Origin of the sequence: Williamsia muralis, assembly GCF_051487485.1 — a bacterium.
GTDB classification, from domain to species: domain Bacteria; phylum Actinomycetota; class Actinomycetes; order Mycobacteriales; family Mycobacteriaceae; genus Williamsia; species Williamsia muralis_B.
In genome coordinates, this window is record NZ_JAHVCV010000001.1 from 544,530 (window position 1) to 559,717 (window position 15,188).

17 protein-coding genes are annotated in these 15,188 nt (G+C 62.8%); 11 read left to right on the top strand and 6 right to left on the bottom strand.

What is annotated here, in order from left to right:
* Positions 1 to 29: 29 nt before the first annotated feature.
* The gene (locus tag KXR83_RS02665) at positions 30 to 869 is read left to right on the top strand and encodes a helix-turn-helix domain-containing protein (RefSeq protein WP_437423471.1); all 840 of its coding nucleotides are present in this window, start codon (positions 30 to 32) and stop codon (positions 867 to 869) included.
* A gap of 87 nt (positions 870 to 956) precedes the next feature.
* Here the strand turns inward: KXR83_RS02665 and KXR83_RS02670 are convergent, their stop codons facing one another.
* From KXR83_RS02670 to KXR83_RS02680, 3 genes are all read right to left on the bottom strand, one after another.
* On the bottom strand, positions 957 to 1,238 hold the full coding sequence (locus tag KXR83_RS02670) for a winged helix-turn-helix transcriptional regulator (RefSeq protein ID WP_437423472.1): 282 nt from the start codon (positions 1,236 to 1,238) through the stop codon (positions 957 to 959).
* Complete coding sequence (locus tag KXR83_RS02675; RefSeq protein ID WP_437423473.1) at positions 1,235 to 1,639, bottom strand: VOC family protein; 405 nt, start codon at positions 1,637 to 1,639, stop codon at positions 1,235 to 1,237. The genes KXR83_RS02670 and KXR83_RS02675 overlap by 4 nt, the downstream gene beginning before the upstream one ends.
* A 191-nt stretch (positions 1,640 to 1,830) precedes the next feature.
* Positions 1,831 to 2,220 carry a nitroreductase family deazaflavin-dependent oxidoreductase gene (locus KXR83_RS02680; RefSeq protein ID WP_437423474.1) on the bottom strand — a complete coding sequence of 130 codons (390 nt, stop codon included), beginning with the start codon at positions 2,218 to 2,220 and terminating at the stop codon, positions 1,831 to 1,833.
* Positions 2,221 to 2,398: 178 nt separating this feature from the next.
* On the opposite strand from KXR83_RS02680, the gene KXR83_RS02685 reads away from it, so the two are divergent.
* The 9 genes from KXR83_RS02685 to KXR83_RS02725 all read left to right on the top strand — a co-directional run bounded on the left by KXR83_RS02685 (position 2,399) and on the right by KXR83_RS02725 (position 12,690).
* Positions 2,399 to 2,995 (top strand): hypothetical protein, encoded by a 597-nt coding sequence (locus KXR83_RS02685; protein WP_437423475.1) that lies wholly within the window; start codon positions 2,399 to 2,401, stop codon positions 2,993 to 2,995.
* 249 nt (positions 2,996 to 3,244) lie between these two features.
* Positions 3,245 to 3,685 carry a hypothetical protein gene (locus KXR83_RS02690; protein ID WP_437423476.1) on the top strand — a complete coding sequence of 147 codons (441 nt, stop codon included), beginning with the start codon at positions 3,245 to 3,247 and terminating at the stop codon, positions 3,683 to 3,685.
* Between the two features lie 115 nt (positions 3,686 to 3,800).
* A complete protein-coding gene (locus KXR83_RS02695) occupies positions 3,801 to 4,202 on the top strand; it encodes a hypothetical protein (protein ID WP_437423477.1) in 402 nt (133 codons plus the stop codon).
* A gap of 107 nt (positions 4,203 to 4,309) precedes the next feature.
* Complete coding sequence (locus KXR83_RS02700; RefSeq protein ID WP_437423478.1) at positions 4,310 to 5,332, top strand: hypothetical protein; 1,023 nt, start codon at positions 4,310 to 4,312, stop codon at positions 5,330 to 5,332.
* A gap of 2,295 nt (positions 5,333 to 7,627) precedes the next feature.
* Positions 7,628 to 8,650 (top strand): iron-siderophore ABC transporter substrate-binding protein, encoded by a 1,023-nt coding sequence (locus KXR83_RS02705; protein ID WP_437423479.1) that lies wholly within the window; start codon positions 7,628 to 7,630, stop codon positions 8,648 to 8,650.
* A gap of 148 nt (positions 8,651 to 8,798) precedes the next feature.
* Positions 8,799 to 9,740: a FecCD family ABC transporter permease gene (locus KXR83_RS02710; protein WP_437423601.1), complete on the top strand. Its 942-nt coding sequence runs from the start codon at positions 8,799 to 8,801 to the stop codon at positions 9,738 to 9,740.
* Complete coding sequence (locus KXR83_RS02715; protein ID WP_437423480.1) at positions 9,737 to 10,777, top strand: FecCD family ABC transporter permease; 1,041 nt, start codon at positions 9,737 to 9,739, stop codon at positions 10,775 to 10,777. Before KXR83_RS02710 ends, KXR83_RS02715 begins: the two co-directional genes overlap by 4 nt.
* Positions 10,774 to 11,580 (top strand): ABC transporter ATP-binding protein, encoded by an 807-nt coding sequence (locus tag KXR83_RS02720; RefSeq protein ID WP_437423481.1) that lies wholly within the window; start codon positions 10,774 to 10,776, stop codon positions 11,578 to 11,580. Before KXR83_RS02715 ends, KXR83_RS02720 begins: the two co-directional genes overlap by 4 nt.
* Before the next feature lie 156 nt (positions 11,581 to 11,736).
* Positions 11,737 to 12,690 (top strand): diguanylate cyclase domain-containing protein, encoded by a 954-nt coding sequence (locus KXR83_RS02725; RefSeq protein ID WP_437423482.1) that lies wholly within the window; start codon positions 11,737 to 11,739, stop codon positions 12,688 to 12,690.
* 47 nt (positions 12,691 to 12,737) lie between these two features.
* Here KXR83_RS02725 and KXR83_RS02730 read toward each other — a convergent pair whose 3' ends face one another.
* The 3 genes from KXR83_RS02730 to KXR83_RS02740 all read right to left on the bottom strand — a co-directional run bounded on the left by KXR83_RS02730 (position 12,738) and on the right by KXR83_RS02740 (position 14,475).
* Positions 12,738 to 13,196 carry an acetyltransferase gene (locus KXR83_RS02730; protein WP_437423483.1) on the bottom strand — a complete coding sequence of 153 codons (459 nt, stop codon included), beginning with the start codon at positions 13,194 to 13,196 and terminating at the stop codon, positions 12,738 to 12,740.
* Between the two features lie 176 nt (positions 13,197 to 13,372).
* Positions 13,373 to 13,756: a hypothetical protein gene (locus tag KXR83_RS02735; protein WP_437423484.1), complete on the bottom strand. Its 384-nt coding sequence runs from the start codon at positions 13,754 to 13,756 to the stop codon at positions 13,373 to 13,375.
* A gap of 236 nt (positions 13,757 to 13,992) precedes the next feature.
* Entirely contained in the window at positions 13,993 to 14,475 is a 483-nt protein-coding gene (locus KXR83_RS02740) for a DUF1877 family protein (protein WP_437423485.1), read from the bottom strand.
* A 205-nt stretch (positions 14,476 to 14,680) separates the two neighbouring features.
* On the opposite strand from KXR83_RS02740, the gene KXR83_RS02745 reads away from it, so the two are divergent.
* On the top strand, positions 14,681 to 15,172 hold the full coding sequence (locus KXR83_RS02745; protein WP_317712677.1) for a hypothetical protein: 492 nt from the start codon (positions 14,681 to 14,683) through the stop codon (positions 15,170 to 15,172).
* Positions 15,173 to 15,188: the final 16 nt, after the last annotated feature.

Sequence of the window (15,188 nt, forward strand, 5' to 3'; positions counted from 1 at the left end):
CGCGCAGACCTACACCTGGCCCGGCTGCCATGACCATCCAGGATCTGCCGCCCGGTACGGCGAAGGGACGTCGGAATACCGACGTCCCGGTTGCGGAAACGGTCGACAAACGAATGCTCCCGGTTTACGAGGCTGGTGCCATCGACGTCCCGTTTGTGATCGCAGGCAACTACGAGGTGATGGCGCGTAACACCTTCTGGGAGGAGCACTCCCATCCCACGCACGAGTTGCTCTGGACGGAGCGGGGAGCGTCGACGGCCACCATCGGGCCGCGGATCTGGGCGATCACGCCGTCTGTGGGTCTGTGGGTGCCGGCGGGCGTACGACATTCGGGATGGACACCGGAGGGCATCACCTTGCGCGCGGCGCAGTTCAGTTTCCGTGCAGCTCCGTCGATCTCGTCCGAGCCGGTGGCGGTGGAGATGTCCACGTTGCTGTTGTTGCTGCTCGATCGGCTGACGGTCGACGGGCTCGACCCCGCCTCGCGGACGGCGACAGAGGCAATGGTGCTCGACGTGCTGGCTCCGGCGAGGCACGAGGTGTCGCTGCGAGTGCCGACGGCGGCGCTGCTGTCGCCGATCGTCGCGGCGATTCGGGCGGACCCCAGCGACTCGACCACGCTGGCGCAGTGGGCTGTTCGACTCGGTGTCAGCACCCGCACCATCACCAGGGTCTTCCACGCCGAAACCGGTGTGGGGTTCAGTCGATGGATCGCGACGGCGCGAGCCCAGCACGCCATCGAGCTACTGGCCCGAGGCGAGGCGATCGACGAGGTCGCCTATTGCGTCGGTTACCGGTCGGCGAGTGCATTCGGCACGGCCTTTCGGCGGGTCACTGGGATGAGCCCGGGGCGATTTCGGGCTAACTGACAAAACCCTAATTTTATGGGTACGTCAGTCGACGATCGGACGGGTGCGGCGGGGGTCGCGGCGTGGATCACGTTGCCGCGAAACCGTTTACGCTTCCTTCTTGCCCCAGCGCCCTAGCGCATCAATCGCTTCGCGCAACGCAAGTCCGCGATCGGTCAGCGCATAGGCCCGGGTGTTGTGCCGGAGGGGCAGACGGGTCAGTACGCCGGCCGCTTCGAGTTCACGTAGGCGGGTCGCGAGCATGTTCGTCGGGACGCCGAGGTCGCGCTGCAGATCGCCGTACCGCTGTGGCCCGTCCAGCAGCCGCTCCACGATGAGCAGGGCCCACCGTGCTCCGACGATGTCGAGGGCAGCGGCGAGGTCGCTCACGTGGCCGAATCGGCGTCCGGCTTCATCCAGAACGGCGAGTAGTGGTAGCCGTCGAGATCGTCGAACTGGCGCTGATACATGAAGGGGTAGTCGTCGGTGTCACCGATCCGCCCGCCGGCCGCGGCGGCGCGCTCCACGAGATCGTCCACCGCCTGGCGACTGTCGAGGTCGAACGAAACCGTGACCTTCGAGGGGGTCTGGGGTCCGCCGACCAGCTCCTCGACGCCGCCTACGCCGGCGTACATCTCGCGGCTGCCGAGCATGACGTACTGCTCGGGAGCAATCGCGAAGCACGACACGTTGTGGTCGGACATCTCAGTATTGAGGGTCCATCCGAGGGCTGTGTAGAAGGCGGTCGTGCGCTCGACGTTCTCGACGGGGCAGGTGATGAAGAGGCTCATAAGAACCATACTTGCAAAATGCAAGTGAGCCGTCAAGGGCTTCAGCCACGCGCTCTCATTGAGCTGTGTTGCTGGAGCGCTTACGTTTTGGCTGAATCCCGTTGGGAGGGCGAACCCAGCGGCAGTCATAGCGCGGGAGTCGGCGGGGGAGTGGCGAATAGTCCGCGGCAGGCGGCACGCTGAGGGTTGCGTCAATTGGTCAGGTCGACGCAGATCGTGAGCAGGCTGGTCCCGAACGTACGAACCGCGAAGCTGTTGGCTCTCGGCAACTGGCGCAACCGGGCGCGGGGATCATCGTCGGGCATGAGGTGAGCTGTGCCGTTGTGCCATCGCCCTCGGAGTCGCACCCTGACGGCGGGGTTCGCCTTGATGTTCTTGACGTACTGCGCGTTTTCGCCGAATTCGGAGACGAACCAGAATTGGTTGCCGACGCGGCTGCCGTCCAAGGGCGTGCGGCGGGGTTGACCCGACTTGCGTCCGGTTGTCTCCAGGAGCGTGTGGCTCGGCAATCGTGTTGCCAGCGGGTTCACCAGGCGGCGTTGAACAAACTTGGTGACGCGGTCACGTACGTCGGTAGTCATCGTTGTCCTCGCGTTTGGAAGATGGGCATGTCTCACGATACGTGTCTTGCTGCGCCACAACTTATTTCGCGTAGACAACGATGGCGCAAGCTCGTCCGACACTGGGCCGGGAAGCTACTGGGTGTGACGTCGAAACCGGCTGGTCGGGCCGTTGCACTATGACGCATACTGGCGGTTGATGATTCTCCCCGCGATCTTCAACTACAAGCGTCAACAGCCGACGCCTCAGCTCGGCGAGCACGGACATTGGCACCTCTCCTGGAACTCAAGTTCTGCTGACCTGTGGGCCGGTCTGCGCCCAGACTGGCGCCTCGACGGCGCGCTGCAGGCCCGACATGACCAAACAACCAACCCAATACTCGGCCAGAAGCAGCCGATACTGCCGGCGATTGCAACCGCTGGTGAGGTGCAGATCGACTGTCGCGTCTATGGTTCGGTGCCCGAGAACATCACCCTGTCTGGTGCTCTGCACATCACTGGCCGGGCCGGCCACGAAGACCCGGACCGCCGAGGCCGGCCACCTCGCCCAGTGACCGCAGCGACCGTGACACGAATGCAACTGGTCTCGATCATCCTCGATCACCGACCCTCAATGAACATCGACAACCCCGACCCCAGCCGGCAATGGACGGGCCTCCAGCCCATCGCGGGCACCGAATGGTTTTACGAACTCGCCCAGCCCCCGTTGCAACTTCACACCTACCGACCGCACGAGCGCGAGCCAGGCCAATTGCGCCAAGAACTACTACTACTTGACCTCGACACAACGAGCTAATCGTATTGGACGGTTTTTCGAAACACGCTGTGGCGAACTTGATCTCGACGAAACTTTGACTATGTCAAAGGGGCCCGACAACGTGCTGCCGAGGGCGGTCGCCGGCCGATGTGGTGTCATGGATCTGTGGTACTGAACCCGTGCGCGACCCCAGGCCCGGCTGCCTGGATCGTCAACTCCCTCCTCGAGTAGTACGACCTCGCTGTGTTCGGGCCGGCAGGTTTCGATGCGTATGCTCGCTTGCGCTTCATGCCTGATTCGATTGGCGACGACGATGACACCGACGACCAACCTGATGGGCCCTCAAACGACCAGGTCAAAGTCGGAAGACTCTGCGAACTCTTGCATCCTGCTACCAGCACCCCAGACGACTGCTACTTCGCGATCTGGAACGGGTGGCCAGATACCTCCGACCTCATGCGGCAGAGCGCCCGGGTGCACATTCCCAACCGGACCTACTACCTATTCCACGGCCCTCTGGCTGACTTCGGGCAGTGGGGTGTCCGCGAAACCGGATACAACCCGGCAGCATTCGTGTGGCCGGCCGATCACGCCTGGTGCATTGCGTCGGACGTCGACCAGCATTGGGCTGGCGTCGGAGCAAGCGCCCACACGATCAATCGGCTACTTGCACAACAGGACTTAGACATTGTCACTGCCGACCCCGACGCAGGCGTCCCTGCGCTGTAACTCTCGACGGCGATACCCGTTCCATCGATTCGCTGGGGCAGCGTCGTGGCAGGATGCGCCTATGGAGGACCGCCACCGTGAGCACTCGGGGACGAGGCCGCGCCGGGTGTGGCAGGTGGCCCACGTCGTCGCGACCATTACGGTTCCGTGGCTGCTGGTTGGTTACTACTTTGGTTCTGAGCCGCGGACAATTACGGGTGAAGCCCGTCTTGTTGCGGACTTCCACTCTATGGCGGCCATGGTCGCAGGGATCCTGCTGCTGAGCACGGTCGGGCTGCGCATCTGCGGCCGCAGTGTGGCCGCGACTGTCCCGTTTGCCGTCATGTGGGTGATCGCTCTCGTCTTTTCGGTATCCCAAATCCACGAATATGGTGACAACTTTCAGTGTGAGGTCGACCTGTGCATGCCCGGGTTCGGACTTTTCCTCACCGCCGTTCCGTTCGCGGTCGCGGTCACCTTCGCCGTCCTGGGTTCGGCGGTGATCAGCGTGGCCATCCACCGCGCCGATGGTTGCTAGTAGTAGTCACAACCGGCCAGGTCAATAGACGCAGGAGCAAGGTGGTCGTCGCGGCGTTGGTCACGATTATCCGACATCGGGCACAGCGGGTCTGACACTGTTGATCTGTGGCGGTGTGGATCGAGGTTCTCAAGAAGGTCGTGGACGGCCCGCAGGTACCGATACAGGGCATCATCTCCCGGGTCGGGCCCATAGATACAGGGCGCTTGATGGCCGTGAGCGGTGAAGTGATCCCGCTATACGTTGCCGGCGTCGACGATCTCCAAGTGTGGCGCGACGAACCGAAGGTTCGGGTTGAGTCGATGACGGGCCAACCCCTGGTCATCTTCAACGGGCAAACCGTGTGGCGCTTCGCCCACCATGAACAGCTGCCAGTGCAAGCCCCCGGCCGAGAGATGGGGTACGTCGGCCCAGGACGTGAACTACTGGTCACCCAGCCCGCATCACGCTGGGTCGGTAACGACTTCACCACCCCCAGCGGACCCATCGAAGACGTCGAATACCTGGGCCGCCCATGCTGGCAGGTCGAACTCAAACCGCCAACACACAAACCCCACCCTTTGCAGCTGGTGATCGATCAGCAGACCGGCGCAATCCTGCAGCAACGCAACGACGGATTCGACATCGCCGTGCGATTCATCGAGTTCACCGCCGGGATACCCATCAGCCCCAACACATTCGAATGGGACGGGCCCATACGCCCGCCACGCCAACAGCCCGGCGCGGATGACTTCAAATCTTCCTTCGTCCCCAGCCAGGGCCGTCAAAAGGACGATCACCAAACTTGGTTCGCCCAGCACGTCACCGCCAGCCCGCTGGCAGTGACAATCACCGCGAATCTCACCGTCGTACACCTGCACCAACACGATGACGACGGTTCCTTCGACGCTGAAATCAGCGATGGCCCGATTGCCGGTCGCCTCGCCCGCCGCCGCCGCGTCCCAGCGACCTGGCACCTGAACTTCAGAACCACGGCCCTTCAAACATGGAGCACCGCGCACCACGACTGGGCACTCGAGCTCTACACCGCCCCGCTAGAGCAACCAACCCTCACCGCTCTACAACGGCAACTCCACCCAGGCGAGACCGTGACCGGCAAACCGGACACCGAATCACGGTCCTTCGATTGACGACAGGAGGGCGGTTAAATCTCTCCAAAATGGCGGCTAGACAACAGGTCCGGGCCGCGGGGAGGTTGTGTCAAGTAGACTCGACTTAGAGTATGGGCTACGACACCTCAACGCGAACGACTGAGAAGGTGGCGCTGGCAACCGTGTGCGGTCCCAGCCGCACGTTTGTCTATCGATCCGTCAGAGCGAAGGCTGCTGGGCGGCCGTGCTGCTGATCCTCTGGGTCCCGCGGCGCATGATCGAATCCGGCTTCTCGCATCAGCGAGCAACGTGGACAACATGTTTGGATCGGTGTACCGCCCGTTCTCATAGAGAATGAAACTGTGGCTGAGGTTGCCGCCGCTGTAATGGTGGCTGACGACCTGACGCGCTTGTACCCTGGCATGACGATTTGGGGGGATCCCGACGAACCCGACGAACCCGTTGACCCCGTAGATCGCTATTCATGAATCGATCTGGAGCAGTCCGACGTGCTGCTTGTCTGGATCCCAGTCGCGGTAGGAATGCTCGTGCAGCTCTGGGAAGCTCAGTGTCCCGAAGATCTTCGATCATCGGAAGCTGCGCCCTGATGTGGACAATCGAATCCTGCACGAGCGCAAGGCAGAATGACTGGACGTGCCGCTCCGTTCCTTCCACGGATAGTTCTCGAAATTTGCCACCTTACGCATGCCGCCACCGTAGTGATTCACCAATTACCGTGAGGTACACGTGCACCCCGGAAGCTTGGGTGGACCGCAGTCAGAGCCTGGCAGCTATCGCTGCTCCTCCCACGAGTGTTGTAACTAGTTATACGGGCCTTCGTGCCATGATCCGTCCCTGCAGGTGTAGGTGATCCCGCTGTTTTCGCTGTACCGGGTTGTCCCCTCGATGCAACTGTCGGGGTCCGGTGCGACGGTCGTGGCGGGAGGAATCACCACCGGATCTGGCGCTGGGTCCGGGTTTTCTGGTGATTGCGTAGCGATGGTCGGTTGGACTGTCTCGGGCGGTGGCGGAACCGCCGGTTCCTGGGTCGAGGCCGCGGGAACCCCTGTTATATCCCACTCGAACGCCTGCCGTGTGTCGGGATCGCGGTATCCAAGCAGTTGGGCTTTGATCGGCACTCGGAAGGTTTCGGTGCGGAGAATGTTTGCGTTCGGTAAGGGGTCGTTCGTTGCCGTCTGCCCTTCGAAACCGCCCTCACATTGATATCGCCCCTCGATATTAGGCGTCGCCCGGACGGTTTGTTCCGTGACGCTATAGAAGTCCGTGGTCGCCAGGTACGCGTTATCGAGCGGAATGTCCGACGTCTCGAAAACGAACGTTGCGACGAGTAGTCGGTCGCCGGTGTCGCTGGGTGAGCCGGCTGTGCCGTTTGTGTCGCAATCGCCCGGATCGACGACGCTTACGAGTGTGAGTTTGTATGCGCCGTCAGTGCGTTCAACGGGCTTTCCGACCTGGCCGATGGTCGCCCCACGCCCGGCGATCGTTGATGTCGGCGAACCGGATGTCGGCGAACTGGAAGTCGCCCCGTCGTCCGACGAGCACGAAGCGACTAGCAACGTTGCGATGACCGCAAGAAAATGCCTGGTGATTCGCATGATCTTCATCCTCCCATCCGGGAGACACCGCCTGGGTCGAATACCGAACGCCGGGACGGGTAACAGCGGTGTGCGCCTTCGCGGACGCTGCGTCAACCGGTTAAGACCGAAGTCGAGCGCTCCGTAACGACCTCAACCAAGCCCTGGCGCCCGGCTTGGTGTCGATCAACCTCGAGGTGGCCAAGAACCCCTACAACACTGCGACGGTGTCGTTGAGTTTGAACAGGCCATAGTCACCGTGTTGGACGGCCAAGGGTGCGCACGCACGGCTGGGCAGATCGGCGGTCGCCAGCGGGCCGATCCGGTGTTGGGTGGCACGGAAGAACAAACCTGGCTCCGGGCGTCGGACAGTGACGGGCGCGGCGGTTCGGACGTCCGGGTGCTGACAGTGGTGAGGCAGCGGGAACGAACACTGCCAGGATCAATCCGAGTTGGTTGAGGTGTTGATGGCGTGATCCGCCGCGCGGGCGGGCGATCATTGCCGAACTCTGGCAAATGAGCCACTCGACCGACCCTGCATGTCCGTTTCACGACAAACGGTGTCACATTTGCTCGATTGCAAACCAGCACAGCGGACCCTAACGTTACTTAGGCAAACCTAATCCGTTCTCCGATCAGGTCCCGCTGCTGTCTACACATGAACACGCGCGGACGTTCGGTGACCGATCCTCGGCGCCGCCGCGGTCGGTGGAATGGGTATCACGATCGAAAGGGAACCATGCCTCGCGCATCACGATTGGTCGCATTGACTGCGGCCGCGCTTTTGGCCACCGGGCTCGCAGCGTGCTCGTCGTCGTCCGACGACAACGGGTCGGGGGACGGCGACTGGTCGCCGATCACCATCCAACACGCACTCGGGACCACGACGATCGACGAGAAGCCCGAACGCGTCGCGACGGTGAACTGGGCCAACCACGAGGTGCCCTTGGCGCTCGGAGTGGTGCCGGTCGGTATGGCGGCGGCCAACTTCGGTGACGACGACGGCGATGGCGTGCTCCCGTGGGTGGAGGAAAAGCTCCAAGAACTGAAGGCACCCACGCCGGTGCTGTTCGACGAGACCGACGGTGTCGACTTCGAAGCTGTCGCGAACACGCAGCCCGACGTCATCCTCGCCGGCTACTCGGGCCTGACGCAGGAGGATTACAACACCCTCAGCGAGATCGCTCCCGTGGTCGCGTACCCGGTGACCGCCTGGGGCACACCGTGGCGCGAGACCATCGAGTTGAACAGCAAGGCGATCGGCAAGGAGAACGAGGGCAAAGAACTCGTCTCCCAGCTCGAGAAGGAGATCGCCGACGCAGCTGCCGAGCATCCCCAGATCGCGGGCAAGAACGTCATGTTCCTCACCCACGTCGACACCACCGACCTCAGCGAGGTCAGCTTTTACACAACGCATGACACCCGCGCCGCGTTCTTCGAAGACCTCGGAATGGCGACCCCGCCGAGCATCGCGACCGCGTCGGCCGGCACCGAGAAGTTCTCGCTGTCGCAGAGCGCCGAACAGGTGGACGCGCTGAACGACGTGGACGTCATCGTCACCTACGGCGGCGCCGACCTCGTCAACGCGCTCAAGGCCGACCCACTGCTGTCGAAGATGCCGGCTGTCGCCTCCGACGCGATCGTCACCCTGCCGAGCAGCGACCCTCTGGGCACTGCCGCCAACCCGACGCCGCTGTCGATCTCATGGGTCCTCGACGATTACCTGTCGATGCTCGCGCAGGCTTCAGACAAGGTTCAGTGACTCACAAGTCGTGACGACGGACAAGCAGGCGACACCGAGCGGACTCCGCAAGGCTGAACCCTCCCCAGCCCTCTCGGGCGCCGCCGCAGTGCGGCGCCCGAGAAGGGTGCGAGCACTGTGGCTGCTGATCGCGGTCGCAGTGCTCGTGATGTTGGCCATCCTGTCGGTCAAGGTGGGTTCGCGGTTCGTCGGCTGGGCTGATGTGATGGGCGCGCTCGACGGCACTGACGGGAGCATCGAGCAGGCTGCTGTCGAAAAACGCATTCCGAGAACGCTGTTGGCGATGATCGTCGGTGGCGCCCTCGGTGTCTCGGGCGCGGTCATGCAGGGCGTGACCAGAAACCCGATCGCAGATCCGGGCATCCTGGGCGTCAACATGGGGGCCTCGCTCGCCGTGGTCATCGGTCTTTCCTACTTCGGGCTCACGTCGTCGACCAGCTTCATCTGGGTGGCCATCGTCGGTGCTGCTCTCGCTGCGATCTTCGTCTACACCGTGGGATCACTCGGGCGCGGCGGGACCACGCCGCTCAAGCTCGCGTTGGCGGGCGCCGCGACATCTGCGGCTTTGCTTTCCCTGGTCACCGCGCTTGTGCTGGGCCGCAACGACACTGCCGATGTGGTGCAGTCGTGGCGGGTGGGCGGTGTCGGCGGCGGCACATTCGACAGCATCGAACGTGTGCTGCCGTTCCTCGCCGTCGGCTTCTTGATCTGCTTGCTGTCCGCGCGTGGTCTCAACTCATTGGCGTTGGGAGACGATCTGGCCGCCGGGCTCGGTGAGCGTGTTGCCCTGGTCCGCGGTGGTGCGGCACTTGGTGCGGTGATCCTTTGTGGCGCTTCGACTGCCGTGACCGGTCCGATCGCGTTTGTCGGACTGCTGGTGCCCCACGCGTGCCGACTGATCGTCGGTGTGGACCACCGGTGGCTGCTCCCGTTCTCGGCGATCACCGGCGCTGCGCTGCTGACCGGCGCCGATGTGCTCGGCCGAATCATCGCCCGCCCCGCCGAAATCGACGTGGCGATTCTGACGTCCCTGATCGGTGCACCGTTCTTCATCTACATCGTGCGACGCCAGAAGGTGGGCACGTTGTGAGTGTGCCTGTTGTGACAGCAGAGTCGATCGCCGAGAGCCGGCAAAGTCGTGGGCGTCGGCGTCAAGCCGTGATCGCTGTGCTCGCCGTGCTGATCGTGATCGGATTCGCGGTCAGCCTGATGGTGGGGCACACTTACTACCCACCGGGCGACGTCCTGAAAGTCATTCTTGGCGAACAGGTGCAGGGCGCGACATTCACTGTGGGCAGACTGCGTCTGCCTCGCGCTGTGCTCGCGGTCGCCGCGGGTCTGTGTTTCGGCTTCTCCGGCATCGCCTTTCAGACCATGTTGCGCAACCCGCTGGCCAGTCCGGACATCATCGGTATCAGCGCCGGTGCAAGCGCCGCGGCCACCTTCGCAATCGTGACCCTGTCCCTCGGGGCCACCCAGGTCTCGATCTTTGCGATCGTCTCCAGCCTCGCGGTCGCGGTGCTCATCTACGTCCTGTCGTTCAAGAGCGGCGTGGTGGGCACCCGGCTGATCCTCATCGGAATCGGTTTTGCCGCAATGCTGCTGAGCATCACCGACTACCTCCTGGACCAGGCTGCCGAGTGGGATCTGCAGGAGGCAACGCGTTGGCTGACCGGGAGTCTGAACGGAACGTCGTGGACCGAGACGATTCCGGTCCTCGTCGCCCTGGTGGTGCTCACCCCGATCCTGCTGAGTCAGACTCGTAATCTCGCGATGACCCAGCTCGGCGATGACGCAGCGTCAGCACTCGGGGTGCGGGTCAACCGCACGCGACTCATCGTCATCGTCTCCGCGGTGGGGCTCATCGCGTTCGCCACGGCAGCGGCGGGCCCGATCGCATTTGTCGCTTTCCTCTCGGGTCCGATCGCCGCGAGGCTGGTGGGTCCGAACGGGTCGCTGCTCATCCCGTCCGCGCTCGTCGGTTCATTGCTTGTGCTGTTGGCGGATTTTGTCGGTCAGTTCGCGCTCGATACGCGATACCCGGTGGGCGTCATCACCGGCGTGATGGGCGCCCCTTATCTCATCTACCTCATCATCCGCACCAACCGCGGAGGCGGCTCACTGTGACCACCACACACTCGCTGACCATCGAGAATCTGACACTCGGGTACGGCGACCGGAACGTGATCGAAAGGCTCGACCTGGCCATCCCTCCGGGGCAGGTCACGGTGATCGTCGGGGCGAATGCCTGCGGCAAATCAACCCTGTTGCGGTCGATGTCGCGGTTGCTGGCGCCCCGCACCGGCCGCGTGGTGCTCGACGGCAAAGAGGTACATCGGACTCCTGCCAAGCAGTTGGCCCGCACGCTCGGGCTGTTGCCGCAATCGCCGATCGCGCCCGAGGGCATCACGGTTGCGGACCTGGTGGGACGTGGTCGCCATCCACATCAGGGCATGTTCGCGAGGTGGAGCAAAGAGGACGATTCGGCGGTTGCAGAGGCTCTCGATGCCACCGAGACAGCCGCTCTCGCCGATCGGCCGGTCGACGAACTCTCCGGTGGACAACGCCAAAGAGTATGGATCGCAATGGCCCTGGCCCAGCACACCGATCTATTGCTCCTCGATGAGCCCACGACGTTTCTCGATGTCAGCCACCAGATCGAAGTCCTCGATCTCCTGACCGACCTCAATCAGCAACGCGGCACCACCATCGTCATGGTCTTGCACGACCTGAACATGGCGGCCCGGTACTCCGACCACCTGATCGCGCTGGCCGACGGAACACTTCATGCTGCTGGGAAACCCGCAGAGGTTCTCACCGAGGACACCGTTCGCGCGGTGTTCGGTCTGGAGAGTCAGGTCATCACCGATCCCACATCGGGGAAGCCGCTGATGTTGCCGCTGGGTCGACATCACACGATTACCGTCTGAGTCGGGGTTCGCTCGCTGACCGAGCTGTCGCGGATACCCGGTCTGCACCTGACCGCCGTGACCTGGCAGCCCCCGTGCCCCGTGCCCCGGGCACCGAACTCGCTTCCGCGATAACGTCGTCCTGGCGGGAACGAACCGAACAGGCTGGGGGTCACCGTGAACCGTTTCGCTCTCGTGTCCGGATCAGCCGGCCAGATGTTGCGCGAACAGAAGGTCCGGGTGCTCCGCATCTACCTGGCCGCCACGACGTTCTTGTACTTCGTCGGGGTGTTTCTGAATCGGATCTCACCGAGGAGTGACGAGCTCGCGAACCCCACCGGCGGCATGATCGCTGTTGTCTTGGGAGTTGGCGCACTGATCTACGTGGCGTTCGCTCACGCAAGGCTCGCTCCCGCGCTTGTTGCGGCGATGGTAGCGACGCCGGTGGTCATCGCATTCCACAATTCGATCATCTACGACTTCCCCTGCCTGATCGCGGTGATGTTCCTGGCGATGTACATCCGAGCGTTCTATCCGACCAAGCGCGCGTGGATGATGGTCATCTTCCTCACCGCCGCGACGTGCGTGGCCCTGGCGATCGGGCCGGCGCACAAGCTCGGCATCACCTACGCCGTCTTCGCCATCGCGATTGTCGGAGCGGCAGAGTCCTTCGGGCTGGTGACACGGTCACTCGTCACCATCGCGTGCACCGATCCACTGACGGGTGTGCTGAACAGGGCCGGGTGGGAGATCGCGACCACCGAACAACTCGCGCGCGCACGGTCAGCCCACGCCACCATCACGGTCGCGGTATTCGACATCGACGACTTCAAGAACGTGAACGACTCCCTGGGCCACCAGGTGGGCGATCAACGACTCATCGAATATGCCCAGCGGTGGAGCTCGGTGGTCCCGAAAGGCGCCGTTCTCGCGCGCCTCGGCGGCGACGAGTTCGCCCTTCTCATCGCTGGTACCGGACAGACATCTGCATCAGACGTGGTCGAGCGACTCCGGTCTGCGGTTCCCGAGGCAAGTGTCGGTTTCGCCACCGAGGATGCCGCTGCCACAACCATTTCCGACCTCCTCGAGCAGGCGGATGCCGCGCTGTACGACGCAAAAAGAGGCCGCTGAGATCGGCGTGGCAGACGCACGCGCTTAGGTCTTCTGTCCTCCATGTGTCATCGGGTGACCTTCCCGATGTTTCGCCGCAAGTGCAGGAGGGGGAACGGCCGACCGTCCGAATCCAGCGGCGAGCGCCCGGTCTGCTCGAATCCGCGTCGTTTGTAGAAGGCGACTGCGTCCGAGTTCTGTTCATTCACATCGACATCGATGGTGCCCTGCGCCTGAAGGGCTCGATCCAGCAGGGCTGTACCCACTCCACGGCCGTGTGTTGTGGGATCGACGAACAACATCTCGAGCCGACCGTCGGTAGTGCCGCTGAAACCGACTACGCGGCCTCCCAATTCGGCGACCACGAGTTCGACCATCGGGAAGAACTCCGATGCGAGACGCTGCGCGTATCCGTCAACGTCGGAAGGTGAGAGGAAGTGGTGGGTCGCCTCTACTGCGGCACGCCACACCTCGACCAGCCGGTCCGTATCCCGCTCTTCGGATCGCCTGATTACCAGTTCAGGCATGGTTGGTTCTGTCCACGACTGAGCACAGTAGTTCGCGCAAATGCCGATGGGCAAGGAGTTATAGAGCTCGTGCGTGGCGAGCGGCCGCACGACGAAGCCGCCAAACGCATCAGTGTTGCGAATGGCGGCCCCGGCGGATCTTCAAGAAACACTGTGGCGTCGACGTACGCCCAGCTTCAGCTGTAGAAGTAGACCGTTTTGGTCTCGGTGGTGCCCTTCTCGCCCCAGTAACCACGGATCACGGCCTTGTACTGGGTGTCCTCGTACGCGGTGGCCAGGCTGCGGCAGGTGTTGCCCGCGCCGCCGCCGGCGTAGGTGTTTCGCTCGGTGAAGTCGTGTCCGGGGCCCGAGCGGCTGACCGCGGTCAGCGTCACCCGTACAGTCCTGACACCTTCGGTATTCCAGGCGAACGCGCAGAACTGATCGTCACCGTCGTTGTAACTGGCGGTTCCACCCTGCGTGCTGGTGGAGAATGAATTGGCCGACGCAGCAGGAGCTCCCAGCACGCTGAGCACACCGGCCGCAGCGACGGTGAGAGCCGCCAACGAAGCTTTTGTCATGGTTCTTTTCATGAACCTGACCCTAGGTTCGTCGATTTGGCCCCGGGAGTCATCAACGTCGACTTCACCAGCTCTTCACTCCCCGTTTCGGTGAAGATGAGGATTCGTTTGTGGCGCGGCGCAACTGATTCCGTCAGCCTGCGGTTGTGCCGGCGCTCACCCGGGCACTGAAGTCGACCAGCCGGTTGAAGAATCCCCGCTCGTTGTCGTATCAGCCCGCGATGTCTGCCGTAGGGCTAGACGAGTTCCAGGACCACGTGGTTGTTTAGGGCGGCCGCGCGGATGATGAAATCGGACATGATCGTGAATTTTGATCTCAAGTACTCGATGTTCTCGTTGCGCCAGTTCAAGAATGGCCGCACGCGCTGATCGGTGAGGTCGGCAATCGTTGTGGACTCGAGCAAGGTGTCGAATGTCATGTGAGCGAGGATGTCTCGCGTAGCCCCTACATACGAGGGACTCATGTAGTTGGGGATGCCCTCGCTGAAGTTGATCTCGCCGGGCATGGAACCCTCACCTACAACAGGATTCACTGGTAGTCCCGAGCGGTTGAACATGAGACCCAGAGCCTCGAAAGCCTTGTCGATGTCCACCGTGATGGTCGGGTCAGCGTCGCGGAGATCATTGACGAACCCGACGACGTCTTCGGTCGAATCTTGAAGGTAGATCTCGTGCAGCTCAGCATCGCTGAACCGGGTGTACGACCTGATGAGCCCCATGTTCGTATCTCCTCCTCCGGGCAACAAACTATCGCGGCATCGGCGCGGCGACAGTCGGTCATTGAGAGGACTGTCGACGAAGCTCCCGTTGGGAGCCTTTACCGGGTTCGGTTGGTTCTCGCGTCGTTCGAACGATTGAACTCCTGAAGACGCGACGGTGGAGTTAAGTCGCGCTGAACCAACATCATTCGGCATAGCATGGGCTATGCCTACTCAGGAATTGGTGGACTCTCACCACGGTCTGGTCTTGTTGGATCGTGGTGACGACGGCCGGGTTGTGGTCAGTGGCGAGTCGATTCCCACCGCGTCGATCAACTTCTCCATCGACGGCGACGCTGGCCGCAACAACCTGACCCTTGACGAGGTTCGGTATGAACTGCTGGTGTCCAGGGGGTCCTGGCGTCGAGCGCATCGGATCGAGATCTCCGGCCCTACCGGGCATTGGGTATTTGCGCCGGCGACCCGAAGAAGTCACTGCCTGATACGCGGGCACCGGAGCGCCGAATCCACCGAGGTCGGCAAACTTGCTGCGGAACACCAACGAGTAGCCGCTCTCTGGCGAAGCGGCTCCGACTCCAAACCATCACCGGGGGAGTGCGCGATGGGATACCTGCTCGCCGCGACGTACGGGACGGGAAAGCCGTTGACGCTCATGGCGATCTTCCAAGGAACTGTGAACGTGCTCGTCCCCGGCTGAACCGAGGTTGCGGCCG

Excerpts from the sequence above, each read along its gene's own strand:
- KXR83_RS02665 (WP_437423471.1), top strand. The coding sequence starts at position 30 with ATGACCATCCAGGATCTGCCGCCCGGTACGGCGAAGGGACGTCGGAAT.
- KXR83_RS02675 (WP_437423473.1), bottom strand. The coding sequence starts at position 1,639 with ATGAGCCTCTTCATCACCTGCCCCGTCGAGAACGTCGAGCGCACGACC.
- KXR83_RS02680 (WP_437423474.1), bottom strand. The coding sequence starts at position 2,220 with ATGACTACCGACGTACGTGACCGCGTCACCAAGTTTGTTCAACGCCGC.
- KXR83_RS02685 (WP_437423475.1), top strand. The coding sequence starts at position 2,399 with ATGATTCTCCCCGCGATCTTCAACTACAAGCGTCAACAGCCGACGCCT.
- KXR83_RS02690 (WP_437423476.1), top strand. The coding sequence starts at position 3,245 with ATGCCTGATTCGATTGGCGACGACGATGACACCGACGACCAACCTGAT.
- KXR83_RS02705 (WP_437423479.1), top strand. The coding sequence starts at position 7,628 with ATGCCTCGCGCATCACGATTGGTCGCATTGACTGCGGCCGCGCTTTTG.
- KXR83_RS02710 (WP_437423601.1), top strand. The coding sequence starts at position 8,799 with ATGTTGGCCATCCTGTCGGTCAAGGTGGGTTCGCGGTTCGTCGGCTGG.
- KXR83_RS02730 (WP_437423483.1), bottom strand. The coding sequence starts at position 13,196 with ATGCCTGAACTGGTAATCAGGCGATCCGAAGAGCGGGATACGGACCGG.
- KXR83_RS02735 (WP_437423484.1), bottom strand. The coding sequence starts at position 13,756 with ATGACAAAAGCTTCGTTGGCGGCTCTCACCGTCGCTGCGGCCGGTGTG.
- KXR83_RS02740 (WP_437423485.1), bottom strand. The coding sequence starts at position 14,475 with ATGGGGCTCATCAGGTCGTACACCCGGTTCAGCGATGCTGAGCTGCAC.
- KXR83_RS02745 (WP_317712677.1), top strand. The coding sequence starts at position 14,681 with ATGCCTACTCAGGAATTGGTGGACTCTCACCACGGTCTGGTCTTGTTG.